Here is a 20,305-nt window from a genome sequence, read left to right as displayed (position 1 = left end):
CGAAGCCCGGCCGCATCCGATCCGACACGCCGAAGGCCGGCAAGACCAAGAGCTTTTTCACGCAGGTCAAGAAGATCACCCGCCAGCATCAGGCGGCAGCCTCCCGCGATCCTTCCATGCCGTCATCCGCTCGCCCGTCATCGCCGGGGCGGTCCCGCGCCATGGTCGCCAGCGGCAAGGGCGTGAAGCGCGGGCGTGGCACGAGCTTCGTGCGCGCCCGGAACATCTCCGGCCACTGGCATCATCGCCAGCCGGGCAGCCGCCGCGTGATCGTCAAGCAGCGCAGCATCCGGGCCGCATGGAAGGGCGGCCGCGCCCGCGCACATCTGCGCTATGTCCAGCGCGACGGCACGTCACGCGATGGCGAGCGCGGCAGGCTCTATTCGGCGACCGAGGACCGCGCCGATGGCGACGCCTTCCTTGATCGCGGCAAGGACGACCGCCACCAGTTCAGATTCATCGTCTCGCCCGAGGACGGCGCGGAGTTGTCGGACCTCACGGCCTACACCCGCGATTTCATGAAACAGGTGGAAGCCGACCTCGGCACGAAACTCGATTGGGTCGCCGTCAATCACTACAACACCGGCCATTCCCATGTGCATGTCATTGTCAACGGCCGCGACGATACGGGCGGGGATCTAGTCATCAATGGCGACTATCTGTCCGCTGGCCTGCGCGAACGCGCCAGCGAGCTTGCCAGTCTGGAACTCGGCCCCGTCACCGAGATCGAGCAGACCCGCAAGCTGTCCGCCGAAATCGACCAAGACCGTTTCACCCGCATCGACCGCGCCATGGTCGAGGAAGCCGATGCCCGTTTCCTCGACCTGCGCCATGAACCGGCGGAGCCGAAGCGGCAGTTCGAGCGGACGCTGCGTTTGCGCAGGCTCGGCAAGCTGGAGAAGATGGGGCTGGCGACCGAGCACGCGCCCGCCGTTTGGGAATTGAGCAAGGACATGGAGCCTGCCCTGCGCGAGCTAGGCGAGCGTGGCGACATTATCCGCACCATGCAGAAGGCGCTCGGCCCGCAGGGAGGCGAACGCGATCCCATGAGCTTCCAAATCCATGACGGAGCGCCCGAGACGCCTATCGTCGGTCGCGTCGTGGACAAGCACCTGTCCGACGAGCTGGGGGAGAACCTGACCGTTGTGGTGGACGGGATCGACGGCCGCACGCACCACATCGCCGGCATCGCGCCCGAGCGGCTGGAGGATGTCCGCATCGGCAGCGTCATTGAGGTCGGCCCGGCCGAGGCCACGGCCCGACCGTCCGACCGCTCCATCACAGCCATCGCCGAGGACGGCATCTATCGGCCGAGCCGCCATCTGGAGCAGGCGAAGTTTGAGGGCCGCGTTCCGAGCGGCGACTATGAGGGCTATGTCGATGCCCATGTCCGCCGACTGGAGGCGCTACGCCGGGCCGGGATCGTCGAACGCATCGACGCAGATCAATGGCGCATTCCCGATGATCTGGTCAGCCGCGCCGCCGTCCATGACGCCGGCCGCGACCGGCAGGCCAGCGTTCGCGTCCTGTCCCCGTTCGATCTAGGCAAGCAGGTCGGATCGGATGGCGCGACCTGGCTGGACCGGCGATTGGTCCATAGCGAAACGGACGATCTTGCGCCGGCCGGCTTCGGACAGCAAGTGCGTGAGGCGATGGACCAGCGCCGCGAGCATCACATCGAAGAGGGCGACGCTGCCCGAGCGCGGAACGGCCGCATCTTCTATCGGCGCAGCCTTCTCGCCACCTTGCGCGAGCGGGAGGTCGCCCGCGTCGGCGCGGAGATGGCCGAAAGGAAGGGGCTGCCGTTCCGCGCCGCCACGGACGGCGAGAACGTCAGCGGCAAGTTCACCGGCACCGTGCAGCTATCGAGCGGCAAGTTCGCGGTGGTCGAGCAATCTCATGAGTTCACCCTTGTCCCTTGGCGGCCAGTCATCGACCGCCAGCTCGGCCGCGAGGTCATGGGCGTCGTGCAGGGCGGATCGGTGTTGTGGCAGCTAGGGCGGCAAAGGGGGTTGGGACTTTAGAGCACCTGAAACGGCGTTGCGACACCGGCGCTATTCGGATAGGAGATAGATATTCGTATTGCCAAGTGTGGAGCTATCAGCATGGGAAACGCTAAGTCAGCAGACAAGTAAGCCGCAACAACAAGCACTGTTGTTGCGGCGTTCTGTAAGATCAATCCCAATCTGATTGTTGACGAGCAGACGCCGCCCGGAATCTTTAATCGAGCGGTTGATTCGTCATGACTATCACACGCCCCGCGTGGGCCTATACGTTGCCGGCAGCCCTGCTGCTGATGGCTCCCTTCGACATCCTCGCGTCACTGGCGATGGATATTTATCTCCCCGTCGTCCCAGCGATGCCCGGCATCCTAAACACGACGCCATCCATGATCCAGCTCACGTTGAGCCTCTACATGGTCATGCTCGGCGTGGGACAGGTGATCTTTGGCCCAATATCGGATCGCATCGGGCGACGGCCGATCTTGCTTGCGGGTGGGGCGCTTTTCATCGTCGCTTCTCTCGGAGCGGCATGGTCGTCAACGGCCGCAGCCTTCGTCGCTTTTCGCCTGCTACAAGCGGTCGGCGCGTCGGCGGCGTTGGTAGCGACGTTCGCGACGGTTCGCGACGTTTATGCCAGCCGCCCCGAGGGTGTCGTCATCTACGGTCTTTTCAGTTCGATGCTGGCCTTCGTGCCCGCCCTTGGCCCCATCGCCGGAGCACTGATCGGCGAGTTTTTCGGATGGCGGGCGATATTCGTCACGCTGGCTGCACTTGCGTTGCCTGCACTCTTGAACGCCGGTTTCAGATGGCACGAAACCCGCCCCTCGGATGAAGTAAACACACGCCGTTCCGTTTTGCCTATCTTCGTGAGTCCAACCTTTTGGGTTTACACGGTCGGCTTTAGCGCTGGCATGGGCACCTTCTTCGTCTTCTTCTCGACAGCCCCCCGAGTGCTCATAGGCCAAGCCGATTATTCCGAAATCGGGTTCAGTTTGGCTTTCGCCACTGTCGCACTCGCCATGATTGTGACAACCCGTTTCGCGAAGTCCTTTGTAGCCAGATGGGGCATTGCGGGATGCGCGGCGCGTGGGATGGCGTTGCTCGTTTGCGGGGCGATTCTGTTGGGAATCGGTGAATTTTTCGGCTCACCATCGTTCCTCAGCTTCATCCTGCCAATGTGGGTAATGGCAGTCGGTATTGTCTTCACGGTGTCCGTCACCGCCAATGGTGCTCTCGCACAGTTCGACGACATCGCAGGATCGGCAGTCGCCTTCTATTTCTGCGTCCAAAGCCTGATCGTCAGCATCGTCGGGACACTAGCGGTAACGCTGTTGAACGGAGATACGGCTTGGCCCGTGATCTGTTACGCCACGACGATGGCGATGCTAGTTTCGACGGGTCTTGCGCTACTTCGATTCCGTGACGTTCACGCCGAGAGGTCGCCGGTCGTCTGACCGGCGACTGGCAGGACGGTCGGCACCCATGCGGCGCACCCGTCATCGCAGCTTCATGAATGGCGGTATCCTGTCCGGCAGGATACCGCTCATTTCCCTTGTTCAGTTCATGGCCGTTGCCGAGCATCTGAATTTTCGGCACGCGGCCAACGCGCTCGGCGTCAGTCAGTCGAGCGTCAGCGCGCGCGTGAAGGCGCTGGAGAAAATCTTGGTGTCCTGCTGTTCGAGCGCCATGCGCGATGCGTCCGGCTAACGGATGCAGGCAGACATTTCATGGAGCTGGTCGCGGTGGGCGTCGATCAGCTCGATCACGCCGTCAAGACCGCCGACATGACAGCGCAAGGCGAATGCGGCCGGCTACGCATCGGTGTCTATGCCCTGATTCCGGGCAGCTTCCTTGCAGAGCTGGTCGGCCAGTATCGGAAGGACCATCCCAATCTCGACATCGAAATCACGGAGGGCACCGCTGGCGGCCGGTCATCGACCGCCAGCTCGGCCGCGAGGTCATGGGCGTCGTGCAGGGCGGATCGGAATCGTGGCAACTCGCGCGGCAGAGGGGGATAAGCCTCTAATCTGTTGTAGATGAACGTAGCCGCTCGAAACCGGTGATGAGGCTGTCAAGTCCGAAGTTGAACGCAGCATCTATGCCTTCTGTTTCCAACTCGTGAAACAGATCGTGCAGGAAGGACGATGCTGCCTGCCCGGACACATCTGATCTGTCCGACATTCTCTCATCGGCATCAGATGCCTGCTGCTCGAGAACGGAACCGACCACATAGTGACTGACCGCCCGGAGCGCCCAAACAGCGTGCTTCGGACCAAAGCCCGCCGCGCAGAGAAAGCGTATTTGTGTCTCGGCAGTGCCAAAATTCGGTTCTGTCGGTCGAGTGCCGGCATGGATGCGCGCCCCGTCGCGATAATAGAGCAACGCCGTTCTGAAACTCTGGGCGTTCTCTTTCAGGAATAGCCGCCAGTCTTCGTTCTCTTCGGGTAGCGAGCGGGTGTGGCGTTCCGTCAACATCGCCTCCGCAAGTGCGTCAAGCAGCGCGCGCTTGCTCTGGAAATGCCAGTAAAGCGCAGGCTGCTGAACCTTGAGGCGTTCAGCGAGCTTTCGCGTCGTCAGGTTGTCCATGCCAACCTCGTTCAGCAGCTCCAGCGCCGCTGCGATCACGGTGCCTTTGTCCAGTTTGGTCATTCACGTTCCTCTGCCAGTGCTTGACAATTTATCAACGATAATTTCTATGTCTATGTTCTTATCATTGATAAAGTCGCTCGCATTGAGCGGCGCTGGAGTTTCAGGTGCGCAGCTCTGCCATCATCGCCCTGCTGATCGTCAGTCTCGACGCCATGGGACTCGGCCTCATCATGCCGGTCCTTCCGACGCTTCTGCGCGAGCTTGTGCCGGCGGAACAGGTCGCTGGTCACTATGGTGCTTTGCTGTCACTCTATGCGTTGATGCAGGTCGTCTTCGCGCCCGTGCTTGGAAAATTTTCAGATGCTTACGGCCGGCGTCCGGTGCTTCTGGCTTCTCTTGCGGGGGCCGCAGTCGATTACACGATTATGGCATCAGCGCCGGTCTTATGGGTTCTCTATATCGGCCGACTCGTTTCTGGCGTCACGGGAGCAACCGGAGCCGTAGCTGCCTCAACCATTGCCGATTCGACGGGGGAAGGTTCTCGCGCACGCTGGTTCGGCTACATGGGGGCCTGTTATGGAGCAGGCATGATTGCCGGGCCAGCACTTGGTGGCATGCTCGGTGGTATTTCTGCCCATGCTCCGTTTATCGCCGCTGCCCTTCTCAACGGCTTCGCGTTCCTGCTTGCCTGCATTTTTCTCAAGGAGACTCATCACAGCCATGGCGGGACCGGAAAGCCGGTTCGCATCAAACCATTCGTTCTGTTCCGGCTGGATGATGCATTGCGCGGGCTAGCTGCGCTTTTCGCAGTCTTCTTCATTATTCAACTGATCGGCCAAGTGCCTGCGGCCCTATGGGTCATCTATGGCGAGGACCGTTTTCAGTGGGACACCACGACTGTTGGTTTGTCGCTTGCGGCATTTGGAGCAACACATGCGATCTTCCAAGCGTTTGTTACCGGCCCGCTTTCAAGCCGGCTTGGAGAGCGGCGCACGCTACTCTTTGGCATGGCTGCGGATGCGACTGGCTTCATTCTTCTGGCTTTTGCCACGCAGGGATGGATGGTGTTCCCGATTTTGTTGCTGCTTGCCGCCGGAGGTGTTGGCATGCCGGCCTTGCAGGCAATGCTTTCAAACAATGTCAGCAGTAACAAGCAAGGAGCTTTACAGGGAACGCTTACAAGCCTCACCAATCTAAGCTCTATCGCGGGACCGCTTGGCTTCACGGCACTCTATTCTGCCACCATAGGAGCATGGAACGGTTGGGTTTGGATTGTCGGCGCGATCCTCTATTTAATATGTCTGCCAATACTACTCAGACCTTTCGCAACTTCATTGTGATTGAGTCATGGCGAATTGGTATGCGTAGACTTACGAGGAATGACGGATTAAATCCGTTGAGCCATCATCTCCTCTCGGGGCGAGTGCCGATGATGACCTTAGTTCACACTCTCGCCGTCGCCGAATATCTGAACTTCCGCCACGCCGCCAATGCGCTCGGCGTGGCGCAATCCAGCGTCAGCGCCCGCGTGAAGGCGCTGGAAAAAGACCTTGGCATCCTTCTGTTCGAGCGCCATGCGCGGGGTGTTCGGTTGACCGAGGCTGGACGCCACTTCGTCGAGCGGATAGCCGCAGGCATCGACCAACTCGACCATGCGGTGAAGACCGCCGGCATGGCGGCAGCCGGAGAAAGCGGCCGGCTTCGCATCGGTATCCATGCCCTGATCCCTCGCAGCTTCCTCGCAAAGCTGATCGGCCAATACCGCGAAGACCACCCCGGCGTTGAAGTCGAAATGACCGAAGGCACAGCCCGCGAAGCGGTGATGCAGCTTCGCGCCGACCGGCTGGACGTGGTGTTCGTCGCCGGCACGCCCGAGTTGCCCGACTGCCATTCCCGCCGCATATGGACCGAACCGCTCTTGGCGGTGTTACCGGAGCAGCATCCGCTCGCCGAGCGGTCGGCCGTTACATGGGCCGATCTGGCGGGCGAGACGTTCCTTGTTCGGCATGGCGGCACCGGCCCGCAGGTTCATAGCCATATCGTGCTGCGCCATGCCGGACGCTGGCCCGCGCCGTCGATCCTGCGCTTCGACGTGGGGCGCGGCGCGCTGCTGTCCATGGTCGGACAGGGCTTCGGCATCACCATCGTCGGGACCGCCTCGGCGCTGTTGCCGACAACCGGCATTGTCTTCCTGCCCTTCGCCGATGAGCCCGAGCCGGTCGCCTTCTCGGCTGTCTGGTCGCCGTCCAACCGCAGCGCCGCGCTGCGCAACCTGCTCACGGTCGCCAGCGACATGGGCCGGCAGGTCTGCACGAATTCAGTACCGCCACGGATAGCGAGGGCGTGAGCCGAAGTGGTCGCGGAAGCACCGTCCGGGACTGTTATTGCCATCGCCGGAAAGCGACACTTGCATTAACGCCGCCAAAGCCGAATCCGTTGGAAATGGCATGTTCCATGAGAACGGGCCGCGCAGATCGGTGAACTAGGTCGATACCTGCGGCAACAGGATCGGGGTTTTCTAAGTTTCTCGTGGGGGGAGCGATTTGATCCCGTAGGGCGAGTATCGTGAAGATTGCCTCAATACCACCTGCGGCACCAAGTAGGTGCCCCGTCGCCGATTTCGTGGCGCTTACGGCCACATCATGATTGCCAAACACGGATTTTATCGCGGCAATTTCTCCTCGATCTCCTACGGGAGTGGAGGTGGAATGAGCGTTCAAATGTTGAATATCGATTGGCTTCAACCCGGCACTCTGGAGCGCGATTTTCATCGCACGGGCCGCACCTCGACCGTCCTCTGGACCGGCAGTCATATGGTGTGCATCAGCGCTTGTGCCGTATCCCACCAATTCGGCTATGGGCGTGGCACCCCGAGCCAGGGCATGTTCCAATTCCTCTATGACGATCAGACCCGCCCCTTCGGACATTACGAAACCATCGCGCTCGGTGTCGAACGGCCTCGACGCCATTTCCGGCGTAGTATTGTACCCCATGGATAGTGCTCGCGCGGCAGCAAATGCCCCGAGACTAACCGTATCAATGCACGCTTCTGCCCCGCCGCACAGAGCGATGTCGGCTTCGTTGGAGCGTATCAGCCGCGCGGCGTCGCCGATGGCCTGAACGCTGGCAGCGCAGGCGGTTACAGGCGTGCCAATTGGGCCTGTAAATCCATACCTGATGGTAACCTGTCCCGCCGCGAGGTTGGCAAGAAACGATGGTACGGTAAACGGTGATAGCCTCCGTGGCCCCCGAGTGTCGGTTATGCGAACTGCCGAAGCGATAGCGGGAAACCCGCCTATACCAGAAGCAATAATCGTTGCTGTGCGCTCAAATTCGTAGTCGCTCGCGGGATGCCATCCCGCCGTTTCAAGAGCCTCCTTTGCGGCCGCAAGTGCAAACAGAATGAAGCGATCCATTTTTCGTTGATCCTTTGTGTCAACGATCAAATCGGGATCGAAACCGGCTTCGGAATCTTCAATCAGGCTAGGAACGAGTCCCCCGATTTTCACTGGTAGATTGCTGGAAATTTCATCAGGCAATGTTCTAATGCCTGATTTTCCATCAAGGAGTCTGTTCCAGCTTATTTCAGCCCCGGAACCAAGAGGGCCGACTAAACCCATGCCGGTCACAACAATTCGACGCATTGGATTATTCCGCTCCTTTTTCTGAGCTTATCCGCTTCACGCGGTTTATGACGCGCATCGTTTCTTCCGTTGCCGCTGGGCCTGCTAGAAGAACCGTGTTTTCAGGAGTGATTTTTTCTCCAGTATCCGCATCGACTATGATGGCGTTTCGTTCCCTACCAGTTTCCCTGTCGCCAAGGCGCATGGCTATTTCATTGGGCGCAAGGTTCCGGTTTCCCCATGCGAACAGGGCGATTGCTACCGGATAGAAATCTCGCCCTTTGTCGGTAAGGACGTATTCAAATCGAGGCGGATGATCATTGTATCGTTGCCTTTCAAACAACCCTTCGGCTGTGAGATGTTTCAATCGCCTCGCCAAAATGTTCGCGGAAATACCGAGATTCTTCTCGAATTCATCGAATTTGCTCAACCCTTGGAAGGCGTCCCGCAGGATCAAGATGCTCCACCAGTCACCGACGCTTTCCAGCGCTCGGGCTGCGGGACACTCTAATGACAGAAAGCTTGTTCGTTGCATGACACATCCATAATGGTGTAACTTCCATCATGCAAGTCACTTGTGCGTAGTAGGCGACATAGAGGGAGGGGCAATCCAATGCGTCATTCTAAGGAAGCCAAGCAACTGCGTCCGCTACGGCGTGCAATGAAGCACTGTAGTGGCATTTGAGCGATGCGACGGCGGCGATCAGCACCGATGAATGGTTGCCCATGGGGCGTGCCGACCACGCTCGGATCGCGTATCCCCCTCGCATCGCTGATCCAGACGCTTGCCGTCGCTGAGTATCTGAACTTCCGCCACGCGGCCAATGCGCTCGGCGTGGCGCAATCCAGCGTCAGCGCGCGCGTAAAGGCGCTGGAGGAAGACCTTGGCATCCTTCTGTTCGAGCGGCATGCTCGGGGCGTGCGACTGACTGAGGCCGGACGCCACTTCGTCGAGCGGATAGCGGCCGGCGTCGATCAGCTCGACCATGCGGTGAAGACCGCAGGCATGACGGCGGCAGGGAAATGGGGTCGTCTGCGCATCGGTATCCATGCCCTGATCCCCGGCAGCTTCCTTGCTGATCTGATCGCACAATACCGGGAAGACCATCCCGGCATCGAGATCGAGATGATCGAAGGCACGGCCCGCGACGCGGTGATGCAGCTTCGCGCCGACCGGCTCGACGTGGCGTTCGTCGCCGGCAAGCTTGAATTGCCCGACTGCCATGCCCGCCCGATCTGGACTGAACCGCTGGTGGCGGTGCTGCCGGAACAGCATCGCCTTGCCGGGCAGGCGGCTATCACATGGGCCGATCTGGCCGGCGAGACCTTCCTTGTCCGCTATGGCGGCACTGGCCCGCAAGTCCACGACCATATCGTGCTGCGCCATGCCGGACGCTGGCCTGCGCCGTCGATCCTGCGCTTCGATGTGGAGCGTGGAACAATGTTGTCCATGGTCGGACAGGGTTTCGGCATCACCATCGTCGGCGCGGCCACGGCGCTGCTGCCGACGACCGGAATCGTCTTCCTACCTTTTGCGGATGAACCAGAGCCGGTTGCCTTTACCGCTGTCTGGTTGCCGTTCAATCGCAGCGCCGCGCTGAAAAACCTGCTCAACCTTGCAAACAATATGAGGCGTTTCGGCGATTCGCCCGGCCAGTTGCGCGATGGCGACCACTCGGCCGGATAACGTGAAGGGAACCCGTCCTATTTGCCGCCGATAGTATCCGGCAGCCCTCCGGCATCCTCTTTCCTGTTGCCCATCCCGATTCTGACTACTCTCTGTTCGGCTCCGTCTCTTTTGCCGACTGGAGGCTGCATTGCGCGGAGGCCGAATCCTTTGGGGTCAGATCGCTGTCGTCTTCGCCATCGTTCTGGTGATGGTGTGGGCAGCGACGCAATGGACGGCGTTCCGCCTCCGCTTCCAGCTCCAGCTTGGCAATCCGTGGTTCGAGCTGGCGGGCTGGCCGGTCTATTATCCGCCGGCCTTCTTCTGGTGGTGGTTTTCGTTTGACGCCTATGCGCCCGCAATCTTCGTCGAAGGAGCCATCATCGCGGCGTCCGGCGGTTTCATCGCCATCGCCGCCGCCATCCTCATGTCGATCATCCGGGCACGGGAGGCGCGCAACGTCGCCACCTATGGTTCGGCGCGATGGGCGGAGGATCGCGAAATCCGCGCCGCCGGTCTGCTCGGCCCCGATGGCGTGGTGCTCGGCAGATACGACCGGCACTATCTGCGCCATGACGGGCCGGAGCATGTGTTGTGCTTCGCCCCGACTCGCAGCGGCAAAGGTGTCGGGCTGGTGGTACCGACGCTGCTGACATGGCCGGGAAGCTGCATTGTCCACGACATAAAAGGCGAGAACTGGACGCTGACAGCGGGCTTTCGCGCGAAGCATGGCCGCGTGCTGCTGTTCGATCCGACCAATGCTGTATCATCCGCCTACAACCCGCTGCTGGAGGTCCGGCAAGGGGAATGGGAAGTCCGCGACGTGCAGAACATCGCGGATATTCTGGTCGATCCCGAAGGCAGTCTCGACAAGCGCAACCATTGGGAAAAGACCAGCCATAGCTTGCTGGTCGGCGCGATCCTGCATGTTCTCTATGCGGAGAAGGACAAGACCTTGGCGGGCGTCGCCAACTTCCTGTCCGACCCGCGCCGCCCGGTCGAGGCGACCTTGCGCGCGATGATGGACACGCCGCATCTCGGCGAGGCGGGCGTTCATCCCGTCATCGCATCGTCGGCGCGCGAGCTGTTGAACAAATCCGAGAACGAACGGTCGGGCGTGCTCTCCACCGCCATGTCGTTTCTCGGCCTCTACCGCGATCCCGTGGTGGCGCGGGTGACGGCGCGGTGCGACTGGCGCATTGCCGATCTGGTCGGCAGCCGCCAGCCCGTCACGCTCTATCTGGTCGTGCCGCCATCCGACATAAACCGCACCAAGCCGCTTATTCGCCTGATCCTCAACCAGATCGGCAGGCGGTTGACCGAGGAATTGACCACCTCCGGCAAGCGCCATCGGCTGCTGTTGATGCTGGACGAGTTTCCAGCACTCGGTCGCCTCGACTTCTTTGAATCGGCGCTCGCCTTCATGGCGGGGTATGGAATCAAAGGCTTCCTGATCGCACAGAGCCTCAACCAGATCGAGCGCGCCTATGGGCCGAACAACGCGATCCTCGACAACTGCCATGTCCGCGTCAGCTTCGCCACGAACGACGAAAGGACGGCGAAGCGTGTTTCAGACGCACTAGGCACCGCGACCGAGCTGCGCGACTCCACCAACTACGCAGGGCACCGCCTAGCCCCGTGGTTAGGTCACTTGATGGTGTCACGGCAGGAGACGGCGCGGCCGCTGCTCACGCCGGGCGAGATCATGCAGCTTCCGCCCACGGACGAAATCGTGATGGTCGCCGGCACGCCGCCGATCCGCGCGACCAAAGCCCGCTATTTCGAGGATGCGCGGTTTCAGGAACGCATCCTGACCCCGCCCGATCTGGTCGCCGCTCCGCTGGCGCCCAGCCCATCCGCCGATGACTGGTCCGGCCGCGTGGTCGCGGCGGATAGCCGTTCCGCGACGGCCGCCGCAGACGAGGCCGAGGGCGACCCGGCCAATGCCGGCATCCGCCGCGAGCCGGAATTGCCAAGCCAAGAGGAAATCGTCACCCCGCCGCCATCGCCCGAACAGGAGTTCGAGTTCCTGGGCGACGAGCCAGACGTTGACGCGGCCAAGGCCCGCGCCATGCGCCAGCGCATGAGGATGGTGGCGCGGCAGGTGGCGCTGAACCCCGATGATGGAATCGACCTTTGAGGACACGCCCATGGCAACCAGAACCCGCCTGAATCTCTATTTCGACCCCGCGCTCATTCCGCAGATCGAAGCGATGGCGCTGCGCCGCTCGGTGGCCCTGCGCCGCAATGTCTCGAAATCCGCCATCGTGGAGGCGGCTGTCATGTCCTACCTGTCCGGCGATTCCGCCGACCAGCTTGAAGCCGCCATGTCGCGCCGATTGGACAAGCTCGGCCGGCAGATCGACACGCTCGACCTAGATCTCGCCGTTCTCGGCGAGACAGTCGCGCAGTTCATCCATTTCTGGATGACCATCACGCCGCCGCTCACGGGAGCCGCACAATCCGCTGCCCGCGCCAAAGGCGCGGAGCGGTTCGAGGGCTTCATGCAAAATATCGGCCGGCGTCTGGCGACGGGCGACAGGTTCCTCAAAGAGCTGTCGCGTGACCTCGACTCACTTCCCGACGATCCGTTGCCGGACGAGTCCGAGAGCAACGGCGATCAAGAGTAAGTATTCGGACCCATCCTATTTGCCGCCGTTCGCCGCCGATCACCGCACGCAGCTAGATACTTGTTGAACCAGCCCAATTCCGGGCTTTTTTAATCGACCCCGATCCGGGGATCGCATGTCGCGCCCCATGAAGAAGCGGGGCCGACATGACCACCAACCACCACAGGCAGGAAGCGGTCCAGCGCGGCGCGCGCATGTTGCGCACCGCGCTCGGCCCCGTCATTGCCCGGCTGCTCGAAGACCCGGCCGTGGCCGAGGTGATGTTGAACCCGGACGGCCGCCTTTGGGTGGACCGGCTGTCCGAAGGGCTTTCCGATACGGGCGAACGGCTGTCCGCCGCCGATGGCGAACGCATCGTGCGGCTGGTCGCGCATCATGTCGGCGCGGAGGTTCACGCCCGCAGCCCGCGCGTCTCGGCCGAGTTGCCGGAGAACGGGGAGCGGTTCGAGGGCCTGTTGCCGCCGGTGGTCGCCGCCCCGACCTTCGCCATCCGCAAGCCCGCAGTCGCGGTGTTCAGCCTCGACGACTATGTGGCGGCGGGCATCATGTCCGCCGATCAGGCCGCGACGCTATGCGCGGCCGTTTCTTCCCGCGCCAACATCCTCGTGGCGGGCGGCACCAGCACCGGCAAGACCACGTTGACCAATGCGCTGCTCGCCGAGGTGGCGAAGACGGCGGATCGCGTCGTCATCATCGAGGACACGCGCGAGCTGCAATGCGCCGCGCCGAACCTTGTCGCCATGCGGACGAAAGACGGCGTGGCAACGCTTTCCGATCTGGTCCGTTCCTCGCTACGCCTGCGCCCGGATCGCATCCCCATTGGCGAGGTGCGCGGATCGGAAGCCCTCGACCTTCTGAAAGCGTGGGGCACCGGCCATCCGGGCGGGATCGGCACCATCCATGCCGGCACCGGCATCGGCGCGCTCCGTCGCCTTGAACAGCTCATTCAAGAGGCTGTCGTCACCGTCCCGCGCGCCCTGATCGCCGAGACAATCGACCTTGTTGCCGTCCTTTCCGGGCGTGGTTCCGCGCGCCGGCTTGCCGAGCTTGCCCGCGTCGAAGGGCTGGGGCCGGACGGCGACTACCGCATCACGCATCCCATCCCTTCGGCAATCCCCACCAACACAGGAGAATCTTCATGATCCGCACGATTTCGCGCGGCTATCGCCGCATGGCGACCGCCGCATCCATCCTTGCCATCAGTGTCGTGCTCGCCCCGGCCGCCCATGCGTCGGGATCGTCGATGCCGTGGGAGCAGCCGCTTCAGCAAATCCTTCAGTCCATCGAGGGGCCGGTTGCCAAGATCGTCGCCGTCATCATCATCATCGCCACCGGCCTCACGTTGGCTTTCGGCGATACCAGCGGCGGGTTCCGCAGGCTGATCCAGATCGTGTTCGGCCTCAGCATCGCCTTCGCGGCGTCGAGCTTCTTCCTGTCGTTCTTCTCGTTCGGCGGCGGGGCGCTCGTTTGATGGCGGGCGGCCTCGAACAGCTCGACGCGGTGCCGGGATTCTCGATCCCGGTCCACCGGGCGTTGACCGAGCATATCCTGCTCGGCGGCGCACCGCGCGCCATCGCCATCATGAACGGAACGCTGGCCGGGGCCGTGGGCCTCGGCCTGCGCCTCTGGCTGGTGGGCATCGCGCTATGGGCCATCGGGCATTTCGCGGCCGTGTGGGCGGCGAAGCGCGACCCCCAATTCGTCGAGGTCGGGCGGCGACATATCCGCATCCCGGCTTTTCTGGCGGTGTGAGGGCGCGGCCATGATGAACCTTACCGAATACCGCCGCACCGCATCCCGGCTCGCCGACTATCTCCCATGGGCCGCGCTGGTCGGCTCGGGCGTCGTCTTGAACAAGGACGGCAGTTTTCAGAGGACGGCGAAGTTTCGCGGTCCCGATCTGGATTCCGCCGTCGCCGCCGAGCTAGTCGCCGTCGCCGGCCGCATCAACAATGCCGTGCGCCGCCTCGGCTCCGGCTGGAGCATCTTCGTTGAGGCGCAGCGCAGCGAGGCCGCGACCTATCCCGACAGCACCTTTCCCGATCCCGCGTCGGCGCTGGTCGATGCCGAGCGCAAGGCCGGTTTCGAGGAAGCGGGCGCGCATTTCGTGTCCGGCTACTTCCTGACCTTCCTCTGGCTGCCCCCGGCCGAGGAAGCCGCCCGCACTGAGGCATGGCTCTACGAGGGCCGGGAGAAAGCGGGCGTGGACCCGTGGGAACTGCTGCGCGGCTTCATCGACCGTACCGACCGCGTGCTGGCCTTGCTCGACGGCTTCATGCCCGAATGCCGTTGGATGGATGACGGTGCGACGTTGACCTATCTTCATTCCACCATCTCGACCAACCGCCATCGCGTGCGCGTGCCCGAGGTGCCGATGCACCTCGACGCGCTGCTCGCCGACCAGCCTTTGACCAGCGGGCTGGAGCCGCGCCTTGGCGATGCACATCTGCGCGTCCTGACCATCGTGGGCTTCCCCACCGCGACGACGCCGGGCCTGCTCGACGAAATGAACCGGCTGCCGTTCTCCTACAGGTGGAGCACGCGCGCGATCCTGCTCGACAAGACCGATGCGACCCGGCTGCTGACCCGCATCCGTCGCCAGTGGTTTGCCAAGCGCAAGTCCGTAGCGGCGATCTTGAAAGAGGTGATGACCAACGAGGCGTCCGCGCTTGTGGACACCGACGCCGCCAACAAGGCGCTCGACGCCGACATGGCGTTGCAGGAACTCGGCGCGGACGTGGCGGGCATGGCCTATGTCACGGCGACCGTCACCGTTTGGGATGCCGACCCGCGCGTGGCGCAAGAGAAGCTGCGCCTGATCGAGAAGATCGTTCAGGGCCGCGACTTCATCGCCATGGCCGAGACCCTCAACGCAGTTGACGCATGGCTTGGCAGCCTGCCCGGACACGCCTACGCGAATGTCCGCCAGCCGCCCATCAGCACTTTGAATCTCGCCCACATGATCCCGCTTTCGGCGGTGTGGGCGGGGCCGGAACGGGACGAGCATTTCGGTGCGCCCCCTTTGCTCTTTGGAAAGACCGAAGGCTCAACCCCGTTCCGGCTAAGTCTCCATGTCGGCGATGTCGGCCATACCCTAGTCGTCGGCCCGACCGGCGCGGGCAAATCCGTGCTGCTCGCCCTCATGGCCTTGCAGTTCCGCCGCTATGAACGCAGCCAAATCTTCGCCTTCGACTTCGGCGGCTCGATCCGCGCCGCCGCGCTCGCCATGGGCGGCGACTGGCACGACCTCGGCGGCGGGCTGACAGAAGGGGACGAGGCGTTCGTTTCACTCCAGCCGCTCGCCCGCATCCATGACACCTATGAACGCGCATGGGCGGCTGACTGGATCGCCGCCATCCTCATGCGCGAAGGCGTCGCCATCACGCCCGAGGTGAAGGAATATCTTTGGACGGCGCTGACTTCGCTGGCCTCGGCCCCGGTCGAGGAACGCACCATCACCGGCCTTGCGGTGCTGCTGCAATCCAACGATCTGAAACAGGCGCTTCGACCGTTCTGCGTCGGCGGTGCCTATGGCCGGCTGCTCGACGCCGAGGCGGAACACCTCGGCTCGGCGGACGTGCAGGCGTTCGAGATCGAGGGGCTTGTCGGGACCGGCGCGGCCCCGGCCGTGCTGTCCTACCTGTTCCATCGCATCGGCGACCGGCTCGACGGCCGACCCACGCTTCTCATCATAGATGAAGGCTGGCTCGCGCTCGACGATGAAGGTTTTGCCGGCCAGCTCCGCGAATGGCTGAAAACGCTGCGCAAGAAAAACGCCAGCGTCATCTTCGCCACGCAAAGCCTGTCCGACATTGACGGCAGCAACATCGCGCCCGCGATTATCGAGAGCTGTCCGACGCGGCTCTTGCTGCCGAACGAGCGGGCCATCGAACCGCAGATCACGGCCATCTATCGCCGCTTCGGCCTCAATGACCGCCAGATCGAAATCCTCGCAAGGGCCACGCCCAAACGGGATTACTACTGCCAAAGCCGCAGGGGCAATCGCCTGTTCGAGCTTGGCCTGTCCGAAGTCGGCCTCGCGCTCTGCGCCGCATCCGCCAAATCCGACCAGACGCTCATCGCGCAGATCGTCGCCGAACACGGCCGCGATGGCTTCCTCGCCGCATGGCTACAGGCGCGCGGCGTCGATTGGGCGGCCGACCTGATCCCCAACCTCACCAATCTCGCCGACCGGCCGGAATCCGCCGTGCCGGCCCGGCTCGATAACCACCCCACACAGGAGATTCTTCTATGACCTATTCCAAGATCGTCGGTGCCTCGGCCCTTACGCTGGCGCTCGCCGTGCCCGTCGCGCTTTCGCCCATGCTGGCAAGCCCGGCCCATGCGCAATTCGGCTTCGGCCGCATCGTCTATGACCCGAGCAACTATGCGCAGAACGTGCTCACGGCAGCGCGCACGCTGGAGCAGATCAACAACCAGATCACCAGCCTCCAGAACGAGGCGCAGATGCTCATCAATCAGGCCCGCAATCTGGCGAGCCTGCCATATTCATCGCTCCAGCAGCTCCAGCAGAACGTCCAGCGCACGCAACAGCTTTTGGGCCAAGCGCAGAACATCGCTTTCGAGGTCGGCCAGATCGACCAAGCGTTCCAGCAGCAATATGGCAACGTCTCGCTTTCGACGACCGACGCCCAGCTTGTCGCCGATGCACGTAGCCGCTGGGAGAACACGGTCGGCGGCTTGCAGGACGCGATGCGCGTTCAGGCGGGCGCGGTCGGCAATATCGACGGCAACCGTGCCGAGATGGCCGCTCTGGTCGGCCAGAGTCAGGGCGCAACCGGCGCGCTGCAAGCCACGCAGGCCGGCAATCAGCTTCTCGCGCTCCAGTCGCAACAGCTTTCCGACCTGATCGCGGTCATCTCGGCGAATGGCCGCGCCGATGCGCTGACCGAGGCAGAGCGCGCGACTGCCGCCGAACAGGGCCGCATCCAGCGCGAGCGGTTCCTGACGCCCGGCACCGGCTACCAGCCGGGCAACGCGCAGATGTTCAACGGTAACAACTGACCGGGAGGCTCGCCATGGACGGCAAGATGCTGGCGCGGCTTACAGCCGTTGTGTTCATCGCCATCGCCGTTACGGCGACCGCAATCGACATGGCGCGGAAGGACGAACCTCCCGCGCCACGGCCCGCATCGGCCCTCCAGCCCCCGGCCGATCCGCTGCGCGAAAGCCTGCGCCGTTGCCAGCAGCTCGGCGAGGCGGCGGCAAGCGACGCCGACTGCCTCGCCGCATGGGCTGAATCCCGCGACCGCTTCCTCGGCCGCACGCCAGCGCCCGCCGCACCGCAATCCAGCGAAGGGCGCTGACCATGGGCAACACGGGCGTCATCGACTCTTTTCTAGGCGTATTCACCTCCTACATCGACAGCGGTTTCGGCCTGCTCGGCGGCGAGGTCGCCTTCATCGCCACCACCCTGATCGTGATCGACGTGACGCTCGCCGCGCTCTTTTGGGCATGGGGCGCGGATGACGACATCATCGCGCGCTTGGTGAAAAAGACGCTGTTCGTCGGCGTCTTCGCCTACATCATTTCTAACTGGAACAACCTCGCCCGGATCGTCTTCGAGAGCTTCGCCGGCCTTGGCCTCATGGCGTCGGGCACCGGCTTTTCTGTCACCGATCTGATGCGGCCGGGCCGCGTCGCGCAGACCGGCCTCGACGCCGGCCGTCCGCTGCTCGATTCCATTTCCGACCTGATGGGCTGGATCAGCTTTTTCGAGAATTTCATCCAGATCGCTTGCCTGCTGTTCGCATGGGCGCTTGTGGTGCTGGCCTTTTTCATTTTGGCGATCCAGCTTTTCGTGACGCTGATCGAGTTCAAACTGGTGACGCTAGCCGGCTTTGTGCTGATCCCGTTCGGGTTGTTCGGCAAGACCGCCTTCATGGCTGAAAAGGTGCTTGGCAACGTAGTGTCGTCCGGCATCAAGGTCTTGGTCCTCGCCGTCATCATCGGCATCGGCTCGACACTGTTCTCGCAATTCACGGCCGGTTTCGGCGGGGCGACCCCGACCATCGACGACGCGATGGCGATTGTGCTCGCCGCGCTGTCGCTGCTTGGCCTCGGCATCTTCGGCCCCGGTATCGCCAACGGCATCGTTTCGGGCGGGCCGCAACTCGGCGCAGGCGCGGCCGTTGGCACGGGCCTCGCCGCTGGCGGCATGGTGCTTGCCGGCGGCGCGGCGGCTGGCGGCGGGCCATGCTTGCCGCGAAGGGCGGCGCTGCTGCTGTCCGGTGGGGCCGCGGCCGTCCGCGGCGCGACCGCGCGGCGCGGCGACCGCTGCCTATAGCGTCGGCTCGCTCGGCCAGTCCGGCGCGGCGGGCGTTGCCTCCGGCCTCGGCGGTGTCGCCCGAGCGGCAGGCTCGGCCGCCGTCTCGCCGCTCAAACGCGCAGCCTCCAGCGCAACATCCCGCGCAAGCGAAAGCGTCAAATCCAGCTTCTCCGCTGGCGTAAAGGCCGGCTTCGGCGCGACTGGCGGCAGCTCCACCATGGGCACGGTCGGCGGTGCGAGTGCCGATCCCGCAGCCGCGCCATCCAGCCCGGCCGGCGGTCCTCCGGCTTGGGCGCAGCGGATGCAGCGCCGGCAGGCCATGAACCATGGCACCACCATGACCGCCCATGCCGTCCGCTCCGGCGACAGCCACGGCTCCGGTTCCTCCGTCAACCTTTCCGAAAGTGACCGCTCATGAGCATCTTCAAACGACCAGCAACCCATTACGGCAAATCGCCCGAACCCGAGACGCCCTATCAGAAGGCCGCGCAGGCATGGGACGAGCGTATCGGCTCGGCCCGCGTGCAGGCGAGGAACTGGAGGCTCATGGCCTTCGGCTCCCTGATCCTTTCGGCCGGCTTTGCCTCGGCGCTGGTCTGGCAGTCCGCACGTGGGACCGTGGTGCCTTGGGTCGTTCAGGTCGATAATCTCGGTCAGGCGCAGACCGTCGCCCCCGCGAGCGCCGACTATCGCCCGACCGATCCGCAGATCGCGTTCCATCTCGGCCGCTTCATCGAGCAGGTCCGCGCGATCCCGGCCGACGCGATCATTGTCCGCCAGAACTGGCTTCGCGCCTATGAGTGGACCACGGATCGCGGTGCGGCGGCATTGAACGACTACGCCCGCACCAATGATCCCTTCACCCGCGTCGGCCGGAGCCAAGTCGCCGTCGAGGTGTCGAGCGTCATCCGGGCCTCGCCCAACAGCTTCCGCGTGGCGTGGACGGAAAGGCATTTCGAGAACGGCCAGCTTTCCACGACCGAACGATGGACGGCTATTCTCACCATCGTCATCCAGCCCCCGCGCGACGCCGAGCGCCTGCGCGCCAATCCGTTGGGAATATACGTCAATGCAATTTCGTGGTCGCGGGAGATGAGCCAATGAAAGCGTCAGCTTGCATCAATCACTTCGCTGATCTTCCCCTCGGAGATCATGAAGAACGAGGTGCCCGTCATCTCGATCTCCTGCCCGGCCTTCCAGCCGTTGGGCAGATCGGTTTTGACCTTGGCGCGATAGCCGATGCGCACCGCTGCACGGTCGTCTATGGCGATGCAGTCGAGGATCGTCTGTTCTCTTTCAGCAAACAACTGGACGCCCTGTTCCGCCAGCGCGCGAAATGCCTCGATCCCGTGCGTTTCGTTCGTCATCTCTCCGTTCGATCTGTTGATAAACCGAACGTCGCCCGACAGGCAGTCGAGCATCGCCTGAACATTCATCCTGTTGTAGGCGTCGATATACCGGGCAACAATCGTCGGCACAGAATCCATTCTGTCGGTTCCTCCTTA

General features: G+C 63.0%; 18 protein-coding genes and 3 pseudogenes. 17 read left to right on the top strand and 4 right to left on the bottom strand.

Features of this window, described 5'->3' with window-relative positions; genetic code table 11:
• Nucleotides 1–116 precede the first annotated feature (116 nt).
• From LDL70_RS18080 to LDL70_RS14045, 4 genes and pseudogenes are all read left to right on the top strand, one after another.
• Nucleotides 117–2,024 carry a relaxase/mobilization nuclease domain-containing protein gene (locus tag LDL70_RS18080; protein ID WP_369523895.1) on the top strand — a complete coding sequence of 636 codons (1,908 nt, stop codon included), beginning with the start codon at nt 117–119 and terminating at the stop codon, nt 2,022–2,024.
• A gap of 218 nt (nt 2,025–2,242) precedes the next feature.
• The gene (floR, locus tag LDL70_RS14055; RefSeq protein ID WP_024269980.1) at nt 2,243–3,457 is read left to right on the top strand and encodes a chloramphenicol/florfenicol efflux MFS transporter FloR; all 1,215 of its coding nucleotides are present in this window, start codon (nt 2,243–2,245) and stop codon (nt 3,455–3,457) included.
• Nucleotides 3,458–3,485: 28 nt separating this feature from the next.
• A pseudogene (locus LDL70_RS14050) lies at nt 3,486–3,925 on the top strand (LysR family transcriptional regulator); the annotation flags it as partial.
• Nucleotides 3,925–4,029, top strand: a pseudogene (locus tag LDL70_RS14045) (DUF3363 domain-containing protein); the annotation flags it as partial. The pseudogenes LDL70_RS14050 and LDL70_RS14045, both read left to right, overlap by 1 nt.
• On the opposite strand, the gene tetR reads toward LDL70_RS14045, so the two are convergent.
• Nucleotides 4,026–4,652, bottom strand: coding sequence for a tetracycline resistance transcriptional repressor TetR (gene tetR / locus LDL70_RS14040; RefSeq protein ID WP_023517523.1), 627 nt, complete (start codon nt 4,650–4,652; stop codon nt 4,026–4,028). The pseudogene LDL70_RS14045 and the gene tetR sit on opposite strands and share 4 nt — an antisense overlap.
• A gap of 104 nt (nt 4,653–4,756) precedes the next feature.
• Between tetR and tet(G) the strand changes: the two genes are divergently transcribed.
• Entirely contained in the window at nt 4,757–5,932 is a 1,176-nt protein-coding gene (gene tet(G) / locus LDL70_RS14035) for a tetracycline efflux MFS transporter Tet(G) (RefSeq protein ID WP_024269981.1), read from the top strand.
• 89 nt (nt 5,933–6,021) lie between these two features.
• The gene (locus LDL70_RS14030; RefSeq protein ID WP_047573899.1) at nt 6,022–6,939 is read left to right on the top strand and encodes a LysR family transcriptional regulator; all 918 of its coding nucleotides are present in this window, start codon (nt 6,022–6,024) and stop codon (nt 6,937–6,939) included.
• Nucleotides 6,940–6,973: 34 nt separating this feature from the next.
• On the opposite strand, the gene fabF is transcribed toward LDL70_RS14030, so the two are convergent.
• A complete protein-coding gene (gene fabF, locus LDL70_RS14025) occupies nt 6,974–8,236 on the bottom strand; it encodes a beta-ketoacyl-ACP synthase II (protein WP_037405038.1) in 1,263 nt (420 codons plus the stop codon).
• Nucleotides 8,237–8,240: 4 nt separating this feature from the next.
• Nucleotides 8,241–8,750, bottom strand: a complete 510-nt coding sequence (locus LDL70_RS14020; RefSeq protein WP_037405040.1) for a helix-turn-helix domain-containing protein — start codon at nt 8,748–8,750, stop codon at nt 8,241–8,243.
• Between the two features lie 177 nt (nt 8,751–8,927).
• On the opposite strand from LDL70_RS14020, the gene LDL70_RS14015 reads away from it, so the two are divergent.
• The 11 genes and pseudogenes from LDL70_RS14015 to trbF all read left to right on the top strand — a co-directional run bounded on the left by LDL70_RS14015 (nt 8,928) and on the right by trbF (nt 19,904).
• Nucleotides 8,928–9,902, top strand: a complete 975-nt coding sequence (locus tag LDL70_RS14015; protein ID WP_047573892.1) for a LysR family transcriptional regulator — start codon at nt 8,928–8,930, stop codon at nt 9,900–9,902.
• A 130-nt stretch (nt 9,903–10,032) separates the two neighbouring features.
• Nucleotides 10,033–12,021 (top strand): conjugal transfer protein TraG, encoded by a 1,989-nt coding sequence (locus tag LDL70_RS14010; RefSeq protein ID WP_047573889.1) that lies wholly within the window; start codon nt 10,033–10,035, stop codon nt 12,019–12,021.
• 10 nt (nt 12,022–12,031) lie between these two features.
• Nucleotides 12,032–12,511 carry a hypothetical protein gene (locus LDL70_RS14005; protein ID WP_023514523.1) on the top strand — a complete coding sequence of 160 codons (480 nt, stop codon included), beginning with the start codon at nt 12,032–12,034 and terminating at the stop codon, nt 12,509–12,511.
• A gap of 146 nt (nt 12,512–12,657) precedes the next feature.
• Nucleotides 12,658–13,653: a P-type conjugative transfer ATPase TrbB gene (trbB, locus tag LDL70_RS14000; protein WP_023514522.1), complete on the top strand. Its 996-nt coding sequence runs from the start codon at nt 12,658–12,660 to the stop codon at nt 13,651–13,653.
• The gene (locus LDL70_RS13995) at nt 13,650–13,982 is read left to right on the top strand and encodes a TrbC/VirB2 family protein (protein WP_225685328.1); all 333 of its coding nucleotides are present in this window, start codon (nt 13,650–13,652) and stop codon (nt 13,980–13,982) included. Before trbB ends, LDL70_RS13995 begins: the two co-directional genes overlap by 4 nt.
• Complete coding sequence (locus tag LDL70_RS13990) at nt 13,982–14,263, top strand: VirB3 family type IV secretion system protein (RefSeq protein WP_023514520.1); 282 nt, start codon at nt 13,982–13,984, stop codon at nt 14,261–14,263. The genes LDL70_RS13995 and LDL70_RS13990 overlap by 1 nt, the downstream gene beginning before the upstream one ends.
• A 10-nt stretch (nt 14,264–14,273) precedes the next feature.
• A complete protein-coding gene (gene trbE / locus LDL70_RS13985; RefSeq protein WP_225685327.1) occupies nt 14,274–16,766 on the top strand; it encodes a conjugal transfer protein TrbE in 2,493 nt (830 codons plus the stop codon).
• Nucleotides 16,763–17,536, top strand: a complete 774-nt coding sequence (gene trbJ, locus LDL70_RS13980) for a P-type conjugative transfer protein TrbJ (protein WP_023514518.1) — start codon at nt 16,763–16,765, stop codon at nt 17,534–17,536. The genes trbE and trbJ overlap by 4 nt, the downstream gene beginning before the upstream one ends.
• Nucleotides 17,537–17,550: 14 nt before the next feature.
• Nucleotides 17,551–17,838, top strand: a complete 288-nt coding sequence (trbK-alt, locus tag LDL70_RS13975) for a putative entry exclusion protein TrbK-alt (protein ID WP_225685326.1) — start codon at nt 17,551–17,553, stop codon at nt 17,836–17,838.
• A gap of 2 nt (nt 17,839–17,840) precedes the next feature.
• A pseudogene (gene trbL / locus LDL70_RS13970) lies at nt 17,841–19,218 on the top strand (P-type conjugative transfer protein TrbL).
• Nucleotides 19,215–19,904 carry a conjugal transfer protein TrbF gene (trbF, locus tag LDL70_RS13965; RefSeq protein ID WP_023514515.1) on the top strand — a complete coding sequence of 230 codons (690 nt, stop codon included), beginning with the start codon at nt 19,215–19,217 and terminating at the stop codon, nt 19,902–19,904. Before trbL ends, trbF begins: the two are co-directional and overlap by 4 nt.
• A 5-nt stretch (nt 19,905–19,909) precedes the next feature.
• On the opposite strand, the gene LDL70_RS13960 is transcribed toward trbF, so the two are convergent.
• Entirely contained in the window at nt 19,910–20,287 is a 378-nt protein-coding gene (locus LDL70_RS13960) for a nuclear transport factor 2 family protein (protein WP_024269984.1), read from the bottom strand.
• Nucleotides 20,288–20,305: the final 18 nt, after the last annotated feature.

Origin of the sequence: Pseudochrobactrum sp. XF203 (assembly GCF_020341615.1) — a bacterium.
Classification (GTDB): Bacteria; Pseudomonadota; Alphaproteobacteria; order Rhizobiales; family Rhizobiaceae; genus Pseudochrobactrum; species Pseudochrobactrum saccharolyticum.
The sequence above is the reverse complement of the archived record's forward strand: the minus strand, read 5'-3'. Positions and strand labels throughout refer to the sequence as shown.